Consider the following 21,200-nt stretch of genomic DNA (forward strand, 5'->3'; position numbering starts at 1 on the left):
TTACGCTTCTTCCCTGGTAAGGCCGGTGCTGAGGTCTTTCGTCAAGGACGCTACCGCATCCACGCCGCCGTCGCGGATCGCGGCGACGAGGGCGGTCCCCACGATCACGCCGTCCGCGTACGCGGCAATCTCGCGGACCTGGTCCGCGTTCGACACGCCCAGGCCAACGCAGACCCGTGCGGCGCCGGCCGCGTGCGCCGCAGCCACGACGTCCTTGGCGGCCGAGCTGACCGAGGAGCGGGCGCCGGTGACGCCCATGATGGACACGGCGTAGACAAAGCCGCGGCTCGCATCCACGGTCCGCCTCATCCGTTCCGGGGAGGACGAGGGCGCCACCAGGAACACCCGGTCCAGGCCGTACTTGTCCGAGGCCGCCATCCATTCGGATGCTTCGTCGGGGATCAGGTCCGGGGTGATGAGCCCGGCTCCGCCGGCTTCGGCCAGGCGGCGGGAGAATTCGTCGACGCCCATCCGCAAGACCGGATTCCAGTAGGTCATGACAAGGACGGCGGCATCGGTCCTGCTCGTGATGCCGCGGACGACGTCGAAGACCTCGCGGACGCGGAAGCCCTTCGCGAGGGCTTCGGTGGTGGCGGCCTGGATGACCTGCCCGTCCATGACGGGGTCCGAATACGGGATGCCGATCTCGATCAGGTCGGCGCCGTTCTCGACAAGGGCGATGCCGGCAGCGATCGTGTCCTCAACGCTCGGGTACCCGGCCGGCAGGTAGCCGATCAGGGCCGCGCGGCCCTGCGCCTTGGCACGGTCAATCGCCGCCGCCGACTTGCTCGTGCCCGTCGTGTCCGGGCTGCCGGTCGATTCAACGCTGCTCACAGCTGCTCCCCCTCTTTGGCGATCTCCGACTCCGGTGAATCCTTGTCCAGCAGGTCAAACCATTCCGCGGCCGTGGCCACGTCCTTGTCGCCGCGGCCGGAGAGGTTCACGATCACGATCTTTTCTGACGCTTTGCCGTGGTCCTCGGCGGCGAGGCGCTGGCCTACCTTGATCGCGCCGGCGAGGGCGTGGGCGGACTCGATGGCCGGGATGATGCCTTCGGTGCGGCAGAGCAGCCGGAACGCGTCCATGGCCTCGCTGTCCGTGATGGGCTCGTAGCTGACCCGCCCGATGTCCGCAAGGTAGGAGTGCTCCGGGCCGACGCCCGGGTAGTCCAGGCCCGCCGAGATGGAGTGCGACTCGATGGTCTGGCCGTCGTCGTCCTGCATCAGGTAGGAGCGGGCGCCGTGCAGCACGCCGGGCTTGCCAAGCGTGATGGTGGCCGCGTGGCGTCCGGTTTCCACGCCGTCGCCGCCGGCTTCGAAGCCGTAGATCTTCACGGAGGGGTCGTCCAGGAAGCCGTGGAAGATCCCGATGGCGTTGGAGCCGCCGCCGATGCAGGCGCACACGGCGTCGGGCAGGCGGCCGGTCTGCGCCAGGATCTGGCCGCGGGCCTCCTCGCCGATGACCTCGTGGAAGTAGCGGACCATGGCCGGGAAGGGGTGCGCGCCGGCGGCCGTGCCCAGGAGGTAGTGCGTGTTGTCCACATTGGCGACCCAGTCGCGGAGCGCCTCGTTGATGGCGTCCTTGAGGGTCTGTGAACCGTTCGTCACCGGAATGACCGTTGCCCCGAGGAGTTCCATCCGGGCGACGTTCAGGGCCTGCCGGCGGCAGTCCTCGGCGCCCATGTAGACCACGCATTCCAGGCCCATCAGGGCGGCGGCCGTGGCGCTGGCGACACCGTGCTGGCCTGCGCCGGTTTCGGCGATGACGCGGGTCTTACCCATCCGCTTGGCGAGCAGCGCCTGACCCAGGACGTTGTTGATCTTGTGCGAGCCGGTGTGGTTGAGGTCCTCGCGCTTGAGGAACACGCGGACTCCCCCGGCGTGCTCGGCGAAGCGCTTCGCCTCGGTCAGCAGCGAAGGCCGGCCCGAGTAGTTCCGGTTCAGCTCGGCGATCTGCGCGGTGAACTCAGGATCGGCTTTGGCCTTCTCGAAGGTGTCCTCGAGCTCGTCCAGGGCCGCGATGAGCGACTCCGGCATCCATCGGCCGCCGTAGGAGCCGAAGTACGGTCCGGGGGCGTGCCGCAGGGATTCCCCACCCTGCAGGAACGCGTCCACGGCGCTTTCGTCTGAGCTGGCTGCTGGCGCATCGGCCATCAGTCTCACCATCCTGTTCCACTGCTCGCTAGTAAAGCTCTAAAAGTTCCTGCGGGTGCCCTGCGCCCGGTGCCGCTCGGGCCGTCAGGCTGGGACGTCCGGCGAATGCCTCAGGCGCGGGCGGCAATCTCTTCCGCTCCGGCTGCCATGAACTCCGCAATCCGCTCGCGCGGGGTTGCGTTCCTGACCAGGGCTTCGCCGACCAGGACCGCGTTGGCCCCGTTGGCCGCGTAGTGCCGGACGTCGTCGACGCCGCGCACACCGGACTCCGCGATCACGATCGCGGAGGACGGGATACTCCCGGCGAGTTCCGCGAAGACGGAGCGGTCGACGTCGAGCGTCTTGAGGTTGCGCACGTTGACGCCGATGATCCGGGCCTCGGCGGCGACTGCCCGCTCGATTTCCTCTGCCGTATGCGTCTCCACAAGCACGTTCATGCCGAGATCGCGGCTGAGGGCGCTGAACTCACGCAGTTGCGCGTCACTCAGGGACGCCACAATCAGCAGGATCAGATCGGCCCCGTGGGCGCGGGCTTCCCAGATCTGGTACTCGTCGATCATGAAATCCTTGCGCAGCAGCGGGAGATCCACGGCTGCCCGGACGGCGTCGAAATCGGCGAGCGAGCCGTTGAAGCGGCGCTGTTCGGTCAGCACGCTGATCGCTGCCGCACCGCCGCCGGCGTACTGCACGGCCAGCGAGGCGGGATCGGCGATGCTGGCGAGATCGCCTTTGGAGGGGCTGCGCCGCTTGATTTCAGCGATCACCTTCAGCTGGTTCCGCTCGGCCAGGTCGCCGCCCAGGGCGGCCCAGGCGTCGCGGGCTGGCGCCGCCCCGGCGGCACGTTCCTTCAGTTCCGCGAGCGGAACGAGGCGCTGGCGGGCCTCCATATCCTCCCTGACACCGGTGTTGATGTCATCGAGAACAGTCACGCTTAGTGGCCGGAGTTCTTCAGCTTGCTGCCACCGACGCCGTAGCCGGCCTTGCGCATGGCGAAGCCGACCAGCAGGCCGACCACCATGACCGCGCCGCCCGCGATGAAGATGGGGGTGTTGGCGATGACGAACGCGATGGACATGATGAGGGCGCCGAGGAGCATCACAAACACGGTGGTCCAGGCGGCGGGGCTGTTGCCGTGGCCGGTGGGTTCGCTGTGGCCGGCGCTGTCGTACGTGAAGGCGGCGGTTCCGGCAGCGGGCTTGGGGGGCGAAACGGTCTCTTTGCTCATTGAAATCTCCTCAGGACGAATACTGCTTACATTCTGCCATTTATTGGCGGCACTGTTTTTCCGCGTTGCTGGCCGCGCCCGCGCCGGCTCAGGTGGGATCGTCACCGCGCGACAGCCGGTCCCAGCTGTCAATCTCGTCCGCGGGCCCGGCCGGCGCTGCCGCCGGCCCGGCGCCGGCCCCGGTGGCCGCGGTCTCGTATTTGGTGCGGGCTTTCCAGTAACGTCCCGCGGGCACGATCGCCAGCGCGGTGAGGCCCAGCAGGGATCCGGCTACGACGGCGAGGGCCGGCAAGGCGGTGACGCCCACCTGGACGCTGCTCCCGCTGATCCCGGTGGCGGCGGCGATGGAGCCCTGGGCGGCGGCCAGCGGGTCGGCCTGGACGACAGCGGCGGCGCCGACGATGCCGGCGGCCGCGAGCAGGATGATGGCGGTGATGATCCACCGCGCGATCCGTCCGGCTATCGAGGCGGCAAGTCCACCGGCGAGGGCAACGAGCGCCAGTGCCGTCACCGTGGTGGCGGCCTTGCTGCCCTGCACCTGCAGCCCGTCCTGGCTGTTGACGGCCTGGCCCAGCTGCGTGGGGTCAAGGTGCACCGTGAGCCACGTCTGCGTGGTGGTGCCGAAGACGGCCAGGGCCAGGGCGGCGATGACCAGGACCAAGGTGGATTTCCGGGCCCAGCGCGGAACGGCGGGGCTGGTGCTCTGCACGGTGGTGTTGCGAGTCATTGCTGCTCTTTCCCGGCGTCCGCACTGCTCCCGGCGTCGTAGCTGATTTCGGCAGCCGGCTGGGAGGCGTCGGCGATCGCGTCGGCGGTGATGTTGCGCAGCGATCCGGCGGTGTGCACGGCGCGCATCGGGGCAGCTGCCTTGTTGACGGTCTCCAGGGCTTCGCTTTCGTTCACGGAGTCAGCGACGATCCCGCCGCCGGCCTGCACATAGGCCCGGCCTTCGCGCAGCAGGGCAGAGCGGATGGCGATTGCCATGTCCATGTCCCCCGCGAAGTCCAGGTAGCCCACCACGCCGCCGTAGATGCCGCGGCGGTGCGGTTCGAGTTCGTCCAGCAGGCGCAGGGCGCGCGGCTTCGGGGCGCCCGAGAGCGTGCCGGCCGGGAACGTTGCCCGCAGCACGTCATAGGCCTTGGCGGCCGGCGCGAGCTTGCCGACCACGGTGGAGACGAGGTGCATGATGTGGCTGAAGCGCTCCACCTCCATGAACTGCGTGACGTCGACGGAACCGGCGACGCAGACCTTGGACAGGTCGTTGCGGGAAAGGTCCACGAGCATCAGGTGTTCGGCGCGTTCCTTCTGGTCACCGAGCAGTTCCTCGGCCAGGGCCTTGTCCGCCTCGATCGTCTTGCCGCGCGGCCGGGAACCCGCGATCGGGTGGGTGATGACTTCCTCACCGGTCACGGTTACGAGCGCTTCCGGGGACGACCCGACAATCGAGTACTGCCGGCCGGCAGCGTCCTCGAGGCTGAAAATGTACATGTAGGGGCTCGGGTTGGTGTTCCGCAGCACCCGGTAGACGTCCAGCGGGTCAGCGCCGCATTCCATCTCGAAGCGGCGGGAGATGACCACCTGGAAAACTTCGCCGTCGACGATCGCCTCTTTGCCGCGGTCCAGTGCGGCCAGGTAGTCGGCCTCTTTCCAGCGTTCCTGCACGCTGGAGGCGAAGTCCAGGGCCGCGGTCTCCAGCACCGATACCGGCTGCTCGACCGGCGTGCTGACCTTGGCCAGCAGCGCTTTCACCCGGGCGACGGCGTCATGCCAGGCCTCGTCGACGCGCTCGGAACTGTTGTCGAAGTTGATGGCGTTGGCGATCAACAGCACGGTGCCGTCCATGTTGTCATGCACCGCCATATCCGTGACCAGGTTCAGGGCCATCTCCGGCAGTTCCAGATCGTCTTCCGGCGGGCTGGCGAGCTTCTCCCAGTGCCGGACCGTTTCCCAGCCCAGGAATCCGACCAGGCCCGAGGTGAACGGCGGCAGCCCTTCGAACCGTTCCGTGCGCAGCGCCTCGATGGTGTCCCGGATGGCGTCGACCGGGCTACCGTCCAGCGGCACCCCGACGGGCGGCCGGCCGAGCCAGTGTGCCTGCCCGTCCTTCGTGGTCAGGGTCGCCCGGGACCGGGCGCCGATGAACGAGTACCGTGACCAGGCGCCGCCGACCGCGGCGGATTCCATCAGGAACGTGCCCGGCTGGCCCTGCGCCAGCTTCCGGTACAGCCCGATCGGGGTTTCGGCGTCCGCCAGCACCTTGAGCCGGACGGGAATGACGCGGCTGTGGCCTGCGAGTTCACGGAACTCCGCCAGGCCCGGGCTGATGATTCCAAGGTCCTGCATGGCTGTGGTTTCCGCCTGTTCTGTCAGTTGTCCTGAGGGTCTATTGTGTGCCGGTGATTCCGCGGTCCGGAGCTGCAGCCCGTGGCCCTATGGGTGTGCGGGCGGCCGGTTCAGTCCGCGTGGCCGGCCACGGCGTCGAGCTCGCGGCCGTCGAAGCAGGTGCGGGTCCCGGTGTGGCAGGCGGCACCGACCTGGTCGACGCGGACCAGCAGGGCGTCCCCGTCGCAGTCCATGGCCAGGGACTTGACCCACTGCACATGGCCGGACGTGTCGCCCTTGCGCCAGTATTCCTGGCGGGAGCGCGAATAGAACGTCACGCGACCGCTGGTCAGGGTGCGGTGCAGCGCCTCGTCATCCATCCAGCCCAGCATGAGCACTTCATTGGTGTCGAACTGTTGGACGATCGCGGCGACCAGGCCGGCGCTGTCCCGCTTGAGGGCCTCGGCCAGTCCGGCGGGGAGGGGGCTGCCCGCCGGAGTCGCTCCCGGTCCCGGAGCCATTAGACCTGGGGCCGCCGAACTCGGGGCCGCCGAACGCGGGGCCGGCAAACTCGGGAGGGGGGCGGGGGCGGGCTGCTCAGACATCAGTTCAAGTCTAGTGCCTGCGCAGGATCAAAGCCTTGTCCCCCGGTGCCGCGCTTAACATCGGAGTCAACAAGGGGCGAAAAGCTCCGTGGCTGCCAAATCGGCGCCGGTCCAGTGCACACGCTCCGCCGTCTCGTGCTAGTTTCACAAGTGATGCATTTCGTCGACCCGTCCCGAGAAGTCCTGGCCGAAACCCTGCTGGCGGCCGGTCCCGACTCCCCCACGCTCTGCAGGGGCTGGCTCACGCGCGATCTTGCCGCCCACCTGTACCTGCGCGAGCGTAAGGCCGCCGTCGGTCTGGGGCTGCTGATCAAGCGGCTGGCCAAGGCCTCCGACAAGGCCACGGCCCAGCTGGCGGCCAAGCTCAAGACGCCGGACGACTACAACAAGCTGGTCCATGCCTTCCGTGCCGGCCCTCCCGCACTCTCCCCGATGAAGATCAAGGCCCTGGATGAGAGTTCCAACCTGATCGAGTATTTCGTGCACACAGAAGATGTGCGCCGGGCGGTTGACCGCTGGGCTCCGCGCGCCCTGGACGAGGAGTACTCGGACGCGCTCTGGGACGAGCTAATCAAACGCGCCGCGATCCTGTACCGCGGCGTGGACCTGGGCATCGTGCTGGTGCGGCCGTCCGGGCCCCGCCACGTTGCCAAGCGCGCTCCCGTGTCGGTGGCCATCGTGGGCGAGCCGGGCGAACTTCTGATGCACGCCCATGGCCGGACCCGCCATGCCCTCGTGACCTTCGAAGGCCAGCCGGACGCCGTCGCGCTGCTGCAGTCCGCCGAAGTCGGCCTGTAACTCCGCACCCGCTCCCTAACCTCGCAAGTCCGCACCGGCTCCCCGCCAGGGAACCCCGCGGGCGTGGGCCCGGGCTCAACCAACACTTGTTATCGGACCACTGTCAGCGGACTTCGAAGCCCGCCTCGCGGATGGCCGTCTTGACCTGGGCGATCATGTCCAGCGGCCCGAAGTGGAAGACCGACGCCGCGAGGACAGCGTCAGCGCCCGCCGCGACGGCCGGCGGGAAGTGCTCCGGCCTGCCGGCGCCGCCGGAGGCAATCAGCGGCACTTTGACCCCCGCCCGCGCGAGCCGGATCAGTTCCAGGTCGAAGCCGTCCTTGGTGCCGTCGGCGTCGATCGAGTTCAGCAGGATTTCGCCGACGCCCCGGTCCGCCGCTTCACGTGCCCAGGCGATGGCGTCGATTCCGGTCCCCTGGCGTCCGCCATGGGTGGTGACTTCGAAGCCGGAGGCGGTGGGCTGGGATCCCGGCCGGGTACGGCGCGCGTCGAGGGACAGCACCAGGACCTGCGAGCCGAAGTGCCTCGTGATCTCATCGATCACGTCCGGCCGGGCCACGGCCGCGGTGTTGATGGCTGCCTTGTCCGCGCCGAAGCGCAGGAGCTTGTCCACCTCGGCGACGCCGCGGACACCGCCGCCGACCGTCAGCGGGATGAAGACTTCCTCGGCGGTACGGCGGACGACGTCGAAGGTCGTCTCGCGGTTGCCGGAGGACGCTGTGACGTCGAGGAACGTCAGTTCGTCGGCGCCGCCGTTGTCATAGCGGTGCGCCAGCTCCACCGGGTCGCCGGCGTCGCGCAGGCCTTCGAAGTTGATGCCCTTGACCACGCGGCCGGCGTCGACGTCGAGGCACGGGATAACGCGCACGGCTACAGTCATGGCTTCTCCTGGTATTCGCTCACGGAAGATTCACTCACGGACGGTTGACGCCCGGACCGTTCATTCACGGACGCGCCGGTCAGATGCGGCAGGCGTGGATGCTGCTGACAAGGATGGCGCGGGCGCCGAGGTCGTACAGCTCATCCATGATCCGGTTGGTTTCCCGCTTCGGCACCATGGAACGGACGGCAACCCAGTCGGAATCGCGCAACGGGGAGACCGTCGGTGACTCAAGGCCCGGGGTGAGCGCCGCGGCGTCCTCGACGAGTTCCTTTCGGATGTCGTAGTCCATCAGCACGTACTGCCGGGCCACGAGGACACCCTGGAGGCGGCGGATCAGTACCTCGGTCGCGGGGTTCTGCTCGCCCTTGCGGCCGATCAGCACGGACTCGGAATTCAGGATGGGCTCGCCGAAGATCTCCATCCCGGCGGCCTTGAGGGTGGTGCCGGTTTCGACGACGTCGGCGATCGCGTCGGCGACGCCGAGCCGGACGGAGGATTCGACGGCGCCGTCGAGGCGGACGACCTTCGCCTTGATGCCGCGCTCCGCGAGGTAGCCGCGGAGCAGGCCGTCGTAGCTCGTGGCCAGGCGCTTGCCTTCGAGCTGGTCGACGGTGCTGAAGTCACCCACCGGACCGGCGAAGCGGAACGTGGAGGCCGCGAAACCCAGCGGCAGCAGCTCTTCTGCCTCAACCTCGGCGTCCAGCAGCAGGTCGCGGCCGGTGATGCCGACGTCGAGCGTGCCCTGGCCGACGTACACGGCGATGTCGCGCGGGCGGAGGAAGAAGAACTCAATATCATTGTCCGGGTCCACCATGACCAGCTCGCGGGTGTCGCGGCGCTGGCGGTAGCCGGCCTCGGCGAGCATGGCGGAGGCGGCTTCGGACAGGGATCCCTTGTTCGGGACGGCAACTCTCAGCATTGGAGGTCTTTCTTGGTCGGGACGGCGTCCGCTCGGGAACGGTCCAAGGAAAAGTCGGTTCAGGCACAGCGGGCCACGCAATACACCGGTTCCGCCTGAAAGCTCAGGCGGCTCCGGCGCGGACGTGGCTAGAGATGCTTGTAGACGTCTTCCAGGCTGAGTCCTTTGGCGAGCATCAGAACCTGCAGGTGATAGAGCAGCTGGGAAATTTCTTCCGCTGCGGCTTCATCGGATTCGTACTCGGCAGCCATCCAGACCTCGGCCGCTTCTTCCACGACTTTCTTACCGATGCCGTGGACTCCGGAATCCAGTTCGGCGACGGTGCGGGAGCCCTCCGGGCGGGCGGCTGCCTTCTCGCTCAGTTCTGCGAACAGCGACTCGAAATTCTTCACACCCCCCAGCCTACTTGCTCGGCCCCGGGCAACGCCTGCCGCGCCGTTGCATGACGGCCGGGATGTGAGCGATCCCACAGGCCTGCCGGAGCCGCACGGGGGACGGCCGGCCGGGGCCGCGTAGGCGGCACGGCCTCCGGCCCCGACCTGCGGGACTTAGCGGTACTGCTGCAGGGTCACTGCGGTGACGAGGGCCGCGGTGACGGCCTCGTGGCCCTTGTCCTCTTTGGATCCCGGCAGCCCGGCCCGGTCGATGCCCTGCTGTTCGGTGTCGCAGGTCAGCACGCCGAAGCCGACAGGCACGCCCGTCCGCACCGAGACTTCGGTCAGGCCCACGGTGGCTGCCTCGCAGACGTACTCGAAGTGCGGGGTGCCGCCGCGGATCACGACGCCGAGCGCCACGACGGCGTCGAAGTGCGGCGCCAGCCGGGCTGCGGCGACGGGCAACTCGAACGTGCCGGGTACACGAAGCACGGTCGGCTCGCTGATGCCGGCGTCCTTTGCGGCGCGGAGAGCGCCGTCCAGCAGGCCGTCCATGATCTGGGTGTGCCAGCTGGCTGCCACGATGGCCAGTCTCAGTTGGGAGGTTTCCTCGGACTTGATGGTGCCGAGGTCAATCTGGGGTGCGCCGTGTCCGGCCATCTGGGAATCCTTGTTCTGCTAAGTCTTTAGGGATTGCGAAGTCTTGAGGGGTTGCCCGGTCAGTCTTGTTCGTGCTCGAAGCCCCGCGGTCCGGCAACCGGCACCGCCGGCTGCATGTCCAGCACCAGCCGGTGGTCCATCCGGTCCTTCTTGGTCTGCAGGTATCGAATGTTCTGCTCCCGGGAGGGGACCTCGGTGGGAACCATTTCCACGACCCGGACCCCTGCCTGGGCGAGCCTGTCCTGCTTGTCAGGATTGTTGCTCAGCAGCCGGATCTCGTGCAGTCCCATCTCGGCAAGGATCTGCGCCGCCGCCTTGTAGCAGCGCGCGTCCACCGGCAGGCCCAGCTGCTCGTTCGCTTCCACGGTGTCGAACCCGGCTTCCTGCAGGGCATAGGCCTTCATCTTGTTGGCCAGGCCGATCCCTCGGCCTTCCTGCCCGCGCAGGTACAGCAGGGTCCCGCCGAACTCGTTGATCAGTTCCAGGGCGTAAGCCAGCTGCTCGCCGCAGTCGCAGCGGTAGGAACCGAACACGTCCCCGGTGAGGCACTCCGAGTGCAGGCGTACCAGCGACGCCCTCCCGTCAACGGGCGGCAGCGGCGAACTGACTGCGAGGTGCTCGGCCCCGGTGGCCAGATCGGTCCACGCCTGCGCCACAAAATGGCCGAAGGTCGTGGGCAGCTGGACGACCGGTCCGCCGCTGACCGGGTGCGGCTGGCGCCCCGTGCTCATTTCTTGTACATCCGACGTCGTCATCGTCTCTCCTTCATCAAGCGTCTTTCAGACGGTGTCCGCTGCCCGGGCCGGCAGGCTGGCCGGCGTCAGGTATTCCACCAGATCCGCAATCGAGATCAGGGGGCAGCCGTGCTCCAGCGCGAAAGCGCGCAGTCCGTCCAGCCGCATCATCTCTCCGTCGTCGTACACCAGCTCTGCTATGACACCCACGGGTTCGAGGCCCGCAAGCCGGCACAAGTCCACTGCCGCTTCGGTGTGGCCGGGACGTTCCCGCACACCACCCTTAACGGCACGAAGCGGGAAAACATGCCCGGGGCGTGTCAGGGCGGACGGCGTGCTGCCGGGATCGGCCAGGACCCGGGCGGTCAGGGCCCGGTCCGTCGCGGAGATTCCGGTGCTGACGCCGATCGCCGCGTCGCACGACACCGTATAGGCGGTGCCCTTGGAATCCTCGTTGACCTCCACCATCGGCGGCAGCGCCAGCGCATCGGCGCGGTCGGCGTCGAGCGGCACGCAAATCACTCCGGAGCTGTAACGCACCGTCCAGCCCATCAGGGCCGGTGTGGCGTGCTGGGCCGCGAAAATGATGTCGCCCTCGTTTTCACGGTCCTCGTTGTCGACTACGATGACCGGAAGTCCCGCCGCCATGGCGCGGATTGCGTCCTCGATCGGGTCGAGGCCCGGCCGCGGTGTGGTGTCCGTTGCGGCGGACAAATCCTTGAGGTGATTCACTGCGCCGCCACCTCCCCGCGTGCTGCTCCCCCGGCTGCTGCGCTGGAAAATGCGAGCAGGCGCTCAGTGTACTTCGCCAGCACGTCCACTTCGAGGTTTACCCGGCCGCCGGGATTCTTCGAGCCCAGCCCGGTCTCGGCCAGCGTGGTGGGGATCAACCCCACTTCAAACCACGGCGCCGGCTCGGGTGCCGGGCTTACGGCGGTCACGGTGAGGGACACGCCGTCGACGGCGATGGATCCCTTTTCGGCGACGTACCGCGCCAGGCCGGCAGGCACGGCGAAGCGGAGACGGTCCCAGTTGTCGAGGCCCTCACGCTCCAGAAGTTCCCCGACGCCGTCCACGTGGCCCTGGACGATGTGGCCGTCGAGGCGGCCACCGGCCGGAACGCAGCGCTCCAGGTTGACCGGGTCCCCGGCGGCGAGCTCGCCGATGGTGCTGCGGATCAGTGTCTCGCCCATGACGTCGACGCTGAAGTCCTTGCCGTCAATCTCGGTGGCCGTGAGGCAGACACCGTTGACGGCGATCGAGCCGCCCAGGGCGAGTCCCTCGGTAGTGCCGGGCGCGTGGAGCCGGACGGTGGCGCTGATGTCGCCGTTGCGTTCCACGGACAACACCTTCCCCTGCTCAGCGATAATTCCGGTGAACATCAATTGCCTCCTGAGGCGGTGTCCGCGCCGGTGCTGCGCGGAATGGAATCGGATGAAGTGGTGGCGGGGCTCAGGGCTGTGCCCGTTGTTGGTGCTCCCGCTGGGGCCGTGCTGTACGGCCTGGGGCGCAGGTGCAGCCGGAGGTCGCGGCCAAGCATCTGGACTGCCCCTCCGGCGGCGGCGTCCCATTCCCAGTGCTGGGCGTCGGCCAGGGTTGTGATGCCGAGGTCCGCCAGGGCCGGAGTGCCGGACCCGAGAAGCGTCGGGGCGAGGTAGACGATGAGTTCATCGACGAGCCCGGCGGCGAGGAAGGCGCTCAGGACCCGCGAGCCGCCTTCGACCATGAGGTGACGCACGCCCGCCGCGAACAGCTCGTCGAGCGCCTCACGGGGATCGCGCGTCGGCAGGTGCAGCACCTTGCCGTCGTCGCCGTTGATCGCCGCGTCCGCGGGAATGCCGCGGTAACCCATGACGGCGCGCAGCGGCTGCTTGCCAGCCGGCCCGCCGTCGGAGTTGCGGGCGGTGAGGCGCGGATTGTCGACCAGGACCGTCTGGGTCCCGACCAGGATGGCGTCGATCCTGCCGCGCAGGGCATGGTTGTCGGCGAGGGATTCCGGGCTGGAGATCCACTGGCTGGTGCCGTCCCCGGCGGCGATCCGGCTGTCGAGGGTCTGCGCGATGTGCAGGGTGACGAAGGGCCGTTTGGCGGCGACGGCGTCGAACCAGCGCCGGTTAAGGTCCAGCGCGGCGACTGCCCCGAGCCCGGAACGGACCCGGACTCCCGCGGCGCGCAAGGTTGCCGCGCCGCCGGCGGCAGGGTCATGCGGGTCGTCGACGGCGTAGACGACGTCGGTGATGCCGGCGTCGATGATCGCCTGGGCGCAGGGGCCGGTCCGTCCGCAGTGGTTGCAGGGTTCCAGGGTGACCAGCATAGTGGTGCCGCTGAGGTCATGGCCGGCGGCGGCTGCCTGGGCGATCGCGTCCGCTTCCGCGTGGGCCGTGCCGGCGCCGCGGTGGTAGCCGGTGACCAGCCGGGTCCCGTCGGCGGCCATGACGACGGCGCCTACCAGCGGGTTGGCACCCCGAGGCCCCTGCAGGGCTGCTTCGAGGGCCGCCTCCATGGCGGCGACCTCGGTACCGCTGAATCCGGCCCCGGACAGGTCCGCGCCTGCTTTCTGTTCGGTTGACTGTTGGACGCTCATTTACCTGGCACCGGGCCTCCAGAGGCCGCAGCGTCGGTAAAGAGCCATCGCAGAGAGTCCATGCCTGTCGTTCCTTCCCTCAAGAACCGCGATGGCTCCGGGGGTATACGACAGCCCTATTCTGCGGCGCCAAAAGGGAGCCGCAGTAACAGCTGTACGTGCTTCTCTCATCCAGACTTTAACTGTCGGTACCGGAGTTCCACCGGTTCAACCGTCCGCCGGCCCCCTCCCGAAGGAAAGGCCCGGCTCGCGGGTCGCGGACTATAACCGCCGGTTCGGACTTACACCGACCCCGGAGCACGTATGTGTGTTGTTATTCTGACACAACTACCGGATAGCTCCCGCTATTCCCCCGCCGCCGATGTTACGCCCGGCGTCATCTTTACGGTCTGCCGGCCGCGCGGCGCCTTTAGCGTCGGCCGCGCGGCGCCTCAGCGCTTACCGGCCGCGCGGAGACGGTCGATGGCTTCCGCCGGATCGGCGGCACCGTAAACGGCGGACCCTGCCACGAAGACATTGGCCCCTGCCTCCGCGGCGCGCAGGATCGTCTCCTCGGTGATGCCGCCGTCGACCTGCAACGCCACGCGCGCGCCTGAACCGTCAATCGCGGCGCGGGCGCGGCGAATCTTCGGCAGCGTCAGGTCCAGGAAGGACTGTCCGCCGAAGCCTGGCTCCACTGTCATGATCAGCAGGAGGTCGAGTTCCGTGAGCATGTCCAGATATGGCTCCACCGCGGTTCCGGGCCGGAGCGCCATCCCGGCCTTCGCTCCGCGGGCCCGCAGCTCCCGGGCAAGCTTGACCGGCGCAATCGAGGCTTCCGCGTGGAAGGTCACCGAGGCCACCCCGGCGTCGGCCGAAGCCCGGCGCCCAACGGTCGGCGTCGGCGATCATCAGGTGCGCATCCAGCGGCACCGGACTGACTTCCTGGATCCGCTTCACAACGGGCAGTCCGATCGTCAGGTTCGGCACGAAATGGTTGTCCATGACATCCACGTGCACCGCGTCGGCGTTGCTGATTCTGTGCAGTTCCGCCTCGAGGTTGACGAAGTCGGCGGAAAGGATGCTCGGGTTGATGCAGCACTGGGCCATGGGGTTCCTTTGCGGTCTGCTGAACGGTTCGGGTGTGTCTTCGCGGGCCTTCGGTGACCCGGTACCGCCTGGGTTTCAGGCCTTTTTGCGGATGAGCGCGAGGAACATGGCATCGGTCCGGTGGACATGCGGCCAGAGCTGGGCGGTGCGTTCGTGCCCGGCCTCGAGGTGGCCGGTGAGGCTGACGCTGTCCAGCACCGCACCGGCGTCGAGCAGTTCAAGGTCCTCGCGTTTCCGCAGTACGTCGCTGACGACGGCGGTGGTCTCTGCCGGGTGCGGCGAGCACGTCACATAGGCCACGACGCCGCCGGGCCGAACGGCTGCCAGGGCGGACTTGAGCAGTTCGCGCTGCAGCGGGCCGAGGTCGGTGAGGTCCTTGGGCGTGCGCCGCCAGCGGGACTCGGGACGCCGGCGCAGCGCGCCGAGCCCGGTGCAGGGCGCATCGACGAGGACGCGGTCGAAGCTTTCCGCCATTTCGGTGCCCACCTCGCGGCCGTCGCCGGTCCGCACGTGCCAGACCTCATGCGGGACCGCGGCAAGGGCCTGCCGGACCAGCTTCGCGCGGTGCGGGGCAGGTTCGTTGGCCAGCAGGGTCGCGCCCTGCTGCCCGGCGAGGGCGCCGAGCAGCGCTGCCTTGCCGCCGGGACCGGCGCACAGATCGAGCCAGCGTTCGCCGGCTCCGCCGCCGTTGTCGGCGCCACCAATTGTGTCCGTGCTTTCGGTGCCGCTGCTTGAGTCGCCGCCGCCGGTCAGGTCGACGGCGGCCATGGCCCGCGCCACGAGCTGCGAGCCGACATCCTGGACCCGGGTGCTGCCTTCGCGCACAGAGGCGAGACGGCCCAGATCGCCGCCGCTGGAGAGTGCCGAGCCTTCGACGAGTTCCCCGGGCGTGGCCCCACCTTCGAGCGCCTCGTCCAGGGTGCCGAGCCCGGGCAGCGCCACCAGGTTGACCACCGGCGCGGCATTGTCCGCCTCGAGCAGCTCGTCGATTTCGCTGACCGGTCGGCCGTGGGCCACGAGGGACTGCCGCAGCGCACGGACGATCCATTCCGGGTGTGCGTAGCGGATCGAGGCGACCTTCGTTTCGTCTGTCTCAGCGCTGAGCAGCAGGTCCAGCCACTCCTCAAGCGTGTGCGCTGAGACCTTGCGCAGCACGGCGTTAATCAGGGCCGAGGGCCCGGCCCCGATCACGGCGCGGGCGAGGCCCACGGTCTGATCCAGGGCGGCGTGGGCGGGGACGCGCATGGCCAGCAGCTGGTGGACGCCGATCCGGAGCGCATCGAGGATGGCCGGATCCAGCTGGTCCAGCGGCCGGTCCACACAGCGGGTCAGGATCGCGTCGTAGGTGCCCTGGCCGCGCAGCGCGCCGTAGCTGAGCTCGGTGGCGAAGCCGGCGTCGCGCTTTTCCAGTCTGTGGTGCCGGATCCGGGCAGGCAGCACGAGGTTGGCATAGGCGTCCTCGGAGGCAACGGCACGGAGCACTTCGAAGGCTACCAGCCGGGCCGGATCCGCCCGGCGGGTGCGCTGGGACGGCGCGTTTTCGGTGAAGCCGCGCTGCGGTCCGCGGTTGCGTTCCCGCCCTTGCGCGTTGCGCTGGCTGCCGTCGCGGCCGGTGCCCCGCTGACCGCCGCTGCCGCGCTCACCGCCGGCTCCCGCTCCGCCGCGCTGGGGTCCCCTGCCGCGGCCGCTGCCGCTAGTCCCGGAGTCGCTCATTGGAATACCACGCTTTCAAGTTTTGCCTGTCCGCGCGCCCAATCAGCGGCGGTCATCATTTTCTTGCCCGAAGGCTGGATCCGGGTAAGTTCCACCGGATGCGATCCGGTCCCGACCAGCACACTCTTGCCATCCAGGGCCAGCCGGCCCGGTAGCAATGCCGCGGCCTGGGGCCGGAGCAGCACGGGTTCCAGTTTGACCCGCTGCCCGTCCAGGGTGGTCCAGGCGCCAGGCTCGGGCGTGACGCCGCGCGCCCGCCGCCCGAGCGCCAGGGCCGGTTGCCGCCAGTCGAGCCGTCCGTCCTCGAGCGTCAGTTTGGGTGCCAGGCTGATGTCGCCCTGCTGCGGCACCGCGGCGGCCTTGCCGGCGTCGACGGCGGACAGCGTCTGGGTGAGCAGCACGGCGCCGCTGTGGGACAGCCGTTCCAGCAGCGCCCCTGCGGTGTCGTCCGGCCGGACGCCCTCGGTGAGGGTGCCGAAAACGGGACCGGTGTCCAGTCCCTCTTCAAGAAGGAAGGTGACGGCACCCGTGACGTCGTCTCCGGCGATGAGCGCCCGCTGCACGGGTGCCGCTCCGCGCCAGGCCGGCAGCAGGGAGAAGTGCAGGTTGATCCAGCCGTGGCGGGGCAGATCCAGGGCGGGACGCGGAATCAGGCCGCCATAGGCGACGATCGCGGCGACGTCAGGGGCGGCTGCAGCGATCCGGGCGGTGACGTCGGCGTCAATCCTGGCCGCGTGAATGATCTCGATGCCAAGTTCGGCGGCGCGGGCTGCGACCGGCGACGGCGTCAGGACCCGCTTGCGTCCCACCGGCGCGTCCGGTCGGGTGAGGACAGCGACGACGTCGAACCCTGCCTCGACGAGAGCGTCCAGGGAGGGGACAGCAACGGCGGGCGTCCCGGCGAAGAGAACCCTCACTGCGTTTTACCGAAGGATCCGGTCGCACCGGAACCGACAATGCCGGTAGCGGCGCCGGCACCGAAGGAGCCCCCGCTGGCACTGCTGGCGCCGAAGGAACCGCCGCCGAAGCTGGACCCGACCGTCTTGGCGCGCTTCGCCGTCGTCTGCTCCGTGATCGAGTCGTAGTTGGCGTTGCGGATGGCGCGCAGCGCGGCCTTGCGGTCCTCGCCTTCGAGCCGGTCGGTGAACAGGATGCCGTCGAGGTGGTCGGTCTCGTGCTGGAAGCAGCGGGCCAGCATTCCCTCACCCTCGACCGCGACCGGGTTGCCGTGCAGGTCAACCCCGGCGACGCGGGTGTGCAGGCGGCGGCGGACCGGGAAGCCCAGCCCGGGGATGGAAAGGCAGCCCTCGACCTCGTCCGGCTGGAAGTCCTCGCTGTTTTCCAGCACCGGGTTGATGATGTGTCCCTCGACGCCGCCGATGCGGTAGGTGAAAACGCGCTGGCTTACGCCGATCTGGGGAGCGGCCAGGCCTGCGCCCTCGACATCCTCCATGGTCTCGGTCATGTCCGCCACCAGCTTCGCCAGTTCAGGCCCGAATTCCGTCACGGGATCGGCTACTGTGCGCAGCACAGGATCACCGATGATGCGGATATTCAAAATGGCCATGTGCGGTCTGTCCTTACGGTGGCGGCTACGGATTCCTCCCAGTTTAGTGGCCCCGGCCCGCCTCTCGGACGCCGACGACCGATCCGGAAGCCGACCCTGATCGCGCTGCTTCGATTGTTCGGGCTGGCGCGGCTGCTCCGGCTTCCTGCGGCTGATCCGCCCGCGAGGGCCCATCGGGGTTTCGGATGCTGTCTGACGTCGGGGATGCCGTCGGGAACCGTGGCGCCATTTAGTGCACGTCGCTAAAAAGTCAGACTCCCATGAGAGCGTCTAACCATGGAAGGCGTCAGGGATTTCCTCCCGTTCCAGGACACGGACCAGGCCAGAAGCCAGTCCGCGGATCCCGGTGTGGACGCCGCCCTCGCGGTGCTCCAGGAAGTGAGCTCGACGGCGGTAGCGGACGCGGCGTTCTGGGGATTCCAGACCGCGTCCGACTTCGCCGGCCGGGTGGAGGAACTGTCCCGGACGGTGGAGTATCTGCAGCTCGTCGCAGCCGCCGCCGTGGACCGCACCCGGAAGCAGGCCACAGCCACGGCCGGCAGGGGCGCCGCGACCCCGGGCTGGACCACTGGCTGGCGGGACACTTCCAGCGGCGGCGAAGCCGGGAGTGTGGGCGGAAGCGTGGGCGCTTCGGCAGTTGCCGCCGGGACGATGGAGGCGAACGGGACGTCCGCTACAAACGGGGCAGGGGTGAAAACCAGGTCCGCGGACGACGGGTACCGGAACACCACCGAGTTTCTGCGGGCCCGGTTGCTGATCAGCGCCGCGGAGGCACGGCGCCGGCTCGTCCTCGCCGAGGAATTGCTCCCCCGCACCGGTCTCGGCGGCCGGCAGCAGCCTCCCGCACGTGAGGAACTCGGCGCCGCGGTAGCCTCCGCGGAGGTCGCATCCCGGGCCGCGAGCATCATCACAGCCGTGCTGGACCGGGTCCGGCACCTCTGCGACGATGAGACCGCGGTCCGGATGGAGCATGCCCTGACCCGGACCCGCTGCCGAGAACGATCCGGACTTCCTCGTCCGCGTCGCCCGGAGCTGGACCGACGCGATCGACCAGGACGGCGCCGAGCCCTCCGAGGAACTGCTGCGCCAGCTCCAGGGCGCGTTCATCCGCCGGCCCCGCCACGGCCTGCACCACCTGGAGATCTTCGCGACCGCCGAGCAGTTCGAACACCTCCTCACCGTCATGAACACCGCCACCAACCCCCGAACCACCCCGGACGCCTCCGCCGTCAACGGCAACGCGCCCGCCGCTGGCGCGTCCGCCACTGGCGCTACAACCGCGGTCAACCCGGCCGCCGGTGGCTTCGCCGCCGTCCCTGTGGCTGCCGCCGTCCCGGCCACTGCCGCCGTTTCGGATTCCACGGGCGTGTCGGCAGCAGATGCTGCGGCGTCGGGTGTGTCGGCTGCTGTGGGTGTTGCGGCTCCGGTGGGCGTTTGGGCTGCGCCCGGTACGCCCGCTGCCCGCTTCCCCGAGACGGATCCGCCCGCGGTCCTGGATCTCCGCTCGCGGCCGCAGAAACTGCTCGACGGCCTGGTCGGGGCCTGCAAGGCCGCCCTCGCCGCGGGATCCCTGCCCGCCACCGGCGGACTCCGTCCGCAGGTCATGGTCACCATCGACTACCGCGACCTCCTCGCCCGGCTCCAAGAGACCCGGGACGAGGCGGCAGGACAGCTCCCAAGCTCCGGGCGCTGGGAAGAACGCACCGGGACGCTGCTGTTCACCGGCCCCGTCACCCCCTCCACAGCCCGGAAGATCGCCTGCGACGCGGACATCATCCCGGTCCTGCTCGGCGGCGAGGGCAGGATCCTGGACATCGGCCGGACCTCCAGGATCTTCCCGCCCCACATCCGCAAAGCCCTCACCGTCCGCGACCAGGGCTGCACCTTCCCCGGCTGCACCATCCCCGCGTCCTGGTGCGAGGCGCACCACATCACCTACTGGTCCCGCGGCGGCACCACCGGCACGGACAACGGAACCCTGCTCTGCTCCCACCACCACCACCTGATCCACAAAGAACATTGGACCATCCAGCTGCTCACCGGGATCCCCTGGTTCATCCCGCCACCACACCTCGACCCCCGCCAACGACCCCGCCGCAACAACTACTTCCACCCCGCCGGCCACCCCCTGACCGCCTGATACACCACCGGACGGTGAAGGCTGCCTGAATCACCGCGCGAGAGCCGGAACCCAGCGGGTGGCCGTGCCATGACGGACGCCGGAGCGACGGCGTGACAGCGGGACGCACCACCCCGGGCACCGTGACGGCACGCCCCGCTTGTAAGCGCCGGGACGCAGCGTGCCGTATGGATTGCGCGTCGCCGCGTGGCTGAGAGTGAGGGCGACGCTGTCGGACGCTGTCGCGGGAAGTGGCGCGGTGTGATTGCGTCGATTCCACAAGCCAGCGGGTGAAATGCGTCACCCCAACAATGCGCCGCTGCAAGTGCACGGCATCTCCTCGACGGGTATCTGGTTTGGCTTTTCCAACGCAATCCCTGCCGCACGAAACCCCGCACCCGCTGCACGACCAGACGCCTCAGCGCATAACCGGCCGTTTCAGGGAAAAGACCGCGAGCCAAAGACCTCCAAGCACTGGAGTCCGCGGTCCGGCATCCTACGCTGAAGCCTTGGCTCGATCACCGTTACCGGATACGGCAGGGCTCACGGGCCCCTAAGGTCTCAGCGCTGTGGGGGCGGGGCCAGCGGGAGCAGTGCCGTCCCGGCTGCGGTGGTGTCAGCGGACATCTCCCAGACCCGCCGGAGGGCGCAGAACTTCCACCAGTGGTGCTTCAAGACGTCCGGGTTGGCGCGCTGCGGACGCACCTCGGTCTGGCCGACGGCAACCGCCAGCAGGATCGGGGAGTCGCCGTGCTTCCAGGACTCCCACTCCCCTGCCACCGGATCCACGAGACTTTCCTCGGCCTTCATCCCGGCCACGAGTTGCATGACCACCTTGTCGTCGAGGGGTTTGACCGTACCGTCCCGGCTGGTGCCCTTGGTCTTGTAGTCGATAAGGCAGATGCGGCCATTTATTTTGGCGACAAGGTCCAGGGTGCCGGCATAGCCGACGGATTTGTTCCAGACCGTGATCTCCGGCGCGATCGGTTCCACCTGGAAGAGCTCCCACCACTCGTCGAAGCGTGCCGCAAAGGCTTCCTCGCCGTTGGCGGCCAACGCCTCCCGGGTTTCCACCATCTGATGCGGCCGGCCGAGGGCACGCAGGGCGACCTGTTCGCAGTAATTGTGGACCCGGTCCCCGCGTTTGGCGGCGTCGTCCCGGTAGGATTCTGCTGCCTTGGCGGCGCGGCTCACTGCCTGGCGCACCTTCGCAGGGCTGCCCAAAATGCCGGGCAGGGTGGGGTCCTGGGCGAGGCTGTTCGCTCCCATGTACCCGAACCAGCCGTCAAGCCCGTGAGGCTGCTGACCGATCACGGTGGTGATGGACGGCACGGAGAACTGCTCGGACGTGGATCGTGCATACATCCGGCCATAGTCAGTGGCATGGGCAAGAAGTGGAGCGGTCATGGAAAAGACTCTTTCACGGGGGTCGGACATTGAAAGCAAAATCTACGA

Annotated in this window: 20 protein-coding genes, 2 pseudogenes and 1 riboswitch; of the genes and pseudogenes, 2 read left to right on the plus strand and 20 right to left on the minus strand. The window is 68.7% G+C overall.

Annotated features, from left to right (window positions below):
- The 7 genes from trpA to hisI all read right to left on the minus strand — a co-directional run bounded on the left by trpA (position 1) and on the right by hisI (position 6,305).
- Positions 1-834 carry a tryptophan synthase subunit alpha gene (trpA, locus tag QFZ69_RS12285; protein ID WP_306918523.1) on the minus strand — a complete coding sequence of 278 codons (834 nt, stop codon included), beginning with the start codon at positions 832-834 and terminating at the stop codon, positions 1-3.
- Positions 831-2,153 carry a tryptophan synthase subunit beta gene (gene trpB / locus QFZ69_RS12290; protein ID WP_306918524.1) on the minus strand — a complete coding sequence of 441 codons (1,323 nt, stop codon included), beginning with the start codon at positions 2,151-2,153 and terminating at the stop codon, positions 831-833. Before trpB ends, trpA begins: the two co-directional genes overlap by 4 nt.
- 110 nt (positions 2,154-2,263) lie before the next feature.
- The gene (trpC, locus tag QFZ69_RS12295) at positions 2,264-3,082 is read right to left on the minus strand and encodes an indole-3-glycerol phosphate synthase TrpC (protein WP_306918525.1); all 819 of its coding nucleotides are present in this window, start codon (positions 3,080-3,082) and stop codon (positions 2,264-2,266) included.
- A gap of 2 nt (positions 3,083-3,084) precedes the next feature.
- Positions 3,085-3,378 carry an HGxxPAAW family protein gene (locus tag QFZ69_RS12300; RefSeq protein WP_306918527.1) on the minus strand — a complete coding sequence of 98 codons (294 nt, stop codon included), beginning with the start codon at positions 3,376-3,378 and terminating at the stop codon, positions 3,085-3,087.
- An 88-nt stretch (positions 3,379-3,466) separates the two neighbouring features.
- Positions 3,467-4,105, minus strand: a complete 639-nt coding sequence (locus QFZ69_RS12305; protein ID WP_306918529.1) for a Trp biosynthesis-associated membrane protein — start codon at positions 4,103-4,105, stop codon at positions 3,467-3,469.
- Positions 4,102-5,721, minus strand: a complete 1,620-nt coding sequence (locus QFZ69_RS12310) for an anthranilate synthase component I (RefSeq protein ID WP_306918531.1) — start codon at positions 5,719-5,721, stop codon at positions 4,102-4,104. Before QFZ69_RS12310 ends, QFZ69_RS12305 begins: the two co-directional genes overlap by 4 nt.
- Before the next feature lie 110 nt (positions 5,722-5,831).
- Positions 5,832-6,305, minus strand: a complete 474-nt coding sequence (gene hisI, locus QFZ69_RS12315; protein ID WP_306918533.1) for a phosphoribosyl-AMP cyclohydrolase — start codon at positions 6,303-6,305, stop codon at positions 5,832-5,834.
- 153 nt (positions 6,306-6,458) lie between these two features.
- Between hisI and QFZ69_RS12320 the strand changes: the two genes are divergently transcribed.
- Entirely contained in the window at positions 6,459-7,103 is a 645-nt protein-coding gene (locus tag QFZ69_RS12320; RefSeq protein WP_306919668.1) for a TIGR03085 family metal-binding protein, read from the plus strand.
- A 103-nt stretch (positions 7,104-7,206) separates the two neighbouring features.
- Here the strand turns inward: QFZ69_RS12320 and hisF are convergent, their stop codons facing one another.
- The 12 genes and pseudogenes from hisF to def form a co-directional block, all read right to left on the minus strand.
- Entirely contained in the window at positions 7,207-7,983 is a 777-nt protein-coding gene (hisF, locus tag QFZ69_RS12325) for an imidazole glycerol phosphate synthase subunit HisF (protein ID WP_306918535.1), read from the minus strand.
- A gap of 79 nt (positions 7,984-8,062) precedes the next feature.
- Positions 8,063-8,905 (minus strand): ATP phosphoribosyltransferase, encoded by an 843-nt coding sequence (gene hisG, locus QFZ69_RS12330; protein WP_306918537.1) that lies wholly within the window; start codon positions 8,903-8,905, stop codon positions 8,063-8,065.
- A 128-nt stretch (positions 8,906-9,033) separates the two neighbouring features.
- Positions 9,034-9,297 (minus strand): phosphoribosyl-ATP diphosphatase, encoded by a 264-nt coding sequence (locus QFZ69_RS12335; protein ID WP_123254457.1) that lies wholly within the window; start codon positions 9,295-9,297, stop codon positions 9,034-9,036.
- A 156-nt stretch (positions 9,298-9,453) separates the two neighbouring features.
- A complete protein-coding gene (gene ribH / locus QFZ69_RS12340) occupies positions 9,454-9,939 on the minus strand; it encodes a 6,7-dimethyl-8-ribityllumazine synthase (protein WP_306918542.1) in 486 nt (161 codons plus the stop codon).
- A 59-nt stretch (positions 9,940-9,998) separates the two neighbouring features.
- Positions 9,999-10,670, minus strand: a complete 672-nt coding sequence (gene ribA / locus QFZ69_RS12345) for a GTP cyclohydrolase II (protein WP_306918543.1) — start codon at positions 10,668-10,670, stop codon at positions 9,999-10,001.
- 48 nt (positions 10,671-10,718) lie between these two features.
- Positions 10,719-11,387, minus strand: coding sequence for a 3,4-dihydroxy-2-butanone-4-phosphate synthase (gene ribB, locus QFZ69_RS12350; RefSeq protein WP_373461938.1), 669 nt, complete (start codon positions 11,385-11,387; stop codon positions 10,719-10,721).
- A 14-nt stretch (positions 11,388-11,401) separates the two neighbouring features.
- Positions 11,402-12,055 (minus strand): riboflavin synthase, encoded by a 654-nt coding sequence (locus QFZ69_RS12355; RefSeq protein ID WP_306918547.1) that lies wholly within the window; start codon positions 12,053-12,055, stop codon positions 11,402-11,404.
- On the minus strand, positions 12,055-13,257 hold the full coding sequence (ribD, locus tag QFZ69_RS12360) for a bifunctional diaminohydroxyphosphoribosylaminopyrimidine deaminase/5-amino-6-(5-phosphoribosylamino)uracil reductase RibD (protein ID WP_373461892.1): 1,203 nt from the start codon (positions 13,255-13,257) through the stop codon (positions 12,055-12,057). Before ribD ends, QFZ69_RS12355 begins: the two co-directional genes overlap by 1 nt.
- Positions 13,258-13,411: 154 nt before the next feature.
- Positions 13,412-13,562, minus strand: a riboswitch (FMN riboswitch).
- A gap of 126 nt (positions 13,563-13,688) precedes the next feature.
- Positions 13,689-14,346: pseudogene (gene rpe / locus QFZ69_RS12365) on the minus strand (ribulose-phosphate 3-epimerase).
- A gap of 75 nt (positions 14,347-14,421) precedes the next feature.
- Complete coding sequence (locus tag QFZ69_RS12370; protein WP_306918550.1) at positions 14,422-16,059, minus strand: RsmB/NOP family class I SAM-dependent RNA methyltransferase; 1,638 nt, start codon at positions 16,057-16,059, stop codon at positions 14,422-14,424.
- Positions 16,056-16,976, minus strand: coding sequence for a methionyl-tRNA formyltransferase (fmt, locus tag QFZ69_RS12375; protein WP_306918552.1), 921 nt, complete (start codon positions 16,974-16,976; stop codon positions 16,056-16,058). The genes QFZ69_RS12370 and fmt overlap by 4 nt, the downstream gene beginning before the upstream one ends.
- Positions 16,973-17,626 carry a peptide deformylase gene (gene def, locus QFZ69_RS12380; RefSeq protein ID WP_306918554.1) on the minus strand — a complete coding sequence of 218 codons (654 nt, stop codon included), beginning with the start codon at positions 17,624-17,626 and terminating at the stop codon, positions 16,973-16,975. The genes fmt and def overlap by 4 nt, the downstream gene beginning before the upstream one ends.
- Before the next feature lie 276 nt (positions 17,627-17,902).
- On the opposite strand from def, the pseudogene QFZ69_RS12385 reads away from it, so the two are divergent.
- Positions 17,903-19,766, plus strand: a pseudogene (locus QFZ69_RS12385) (DUF222 domain-containing protein).
- A gap of 540 nt (positions 19,767-20,306) precedes the next feature.
- On the opposite strand, the gene QFZ69_RS12390 reads toward QFZ69_RS12385, so the two are convergent.
- Positions 20,307-21,152: a cytochrome gene (locus QFZ69_RS12390; RefSeq protein WP_306918559.1), complete on the minus strand. Its 846-nt coding sequence runs from the start codon at positions 21,150-21,152 to the stop codon at positions 20,307-20,309.
- Positions 21,153-21,200 lie beyond the last annotated feature (48 nt).

The sequence above is a fragment of the Arthrobacter sp. V1I7 genome, from assembly GCF_030817015.1.
GTDB lineage: Bacteria > Actinomycetota > Actinomycetes > Actinomycetales > Micrococcaceae > Arthrobacter.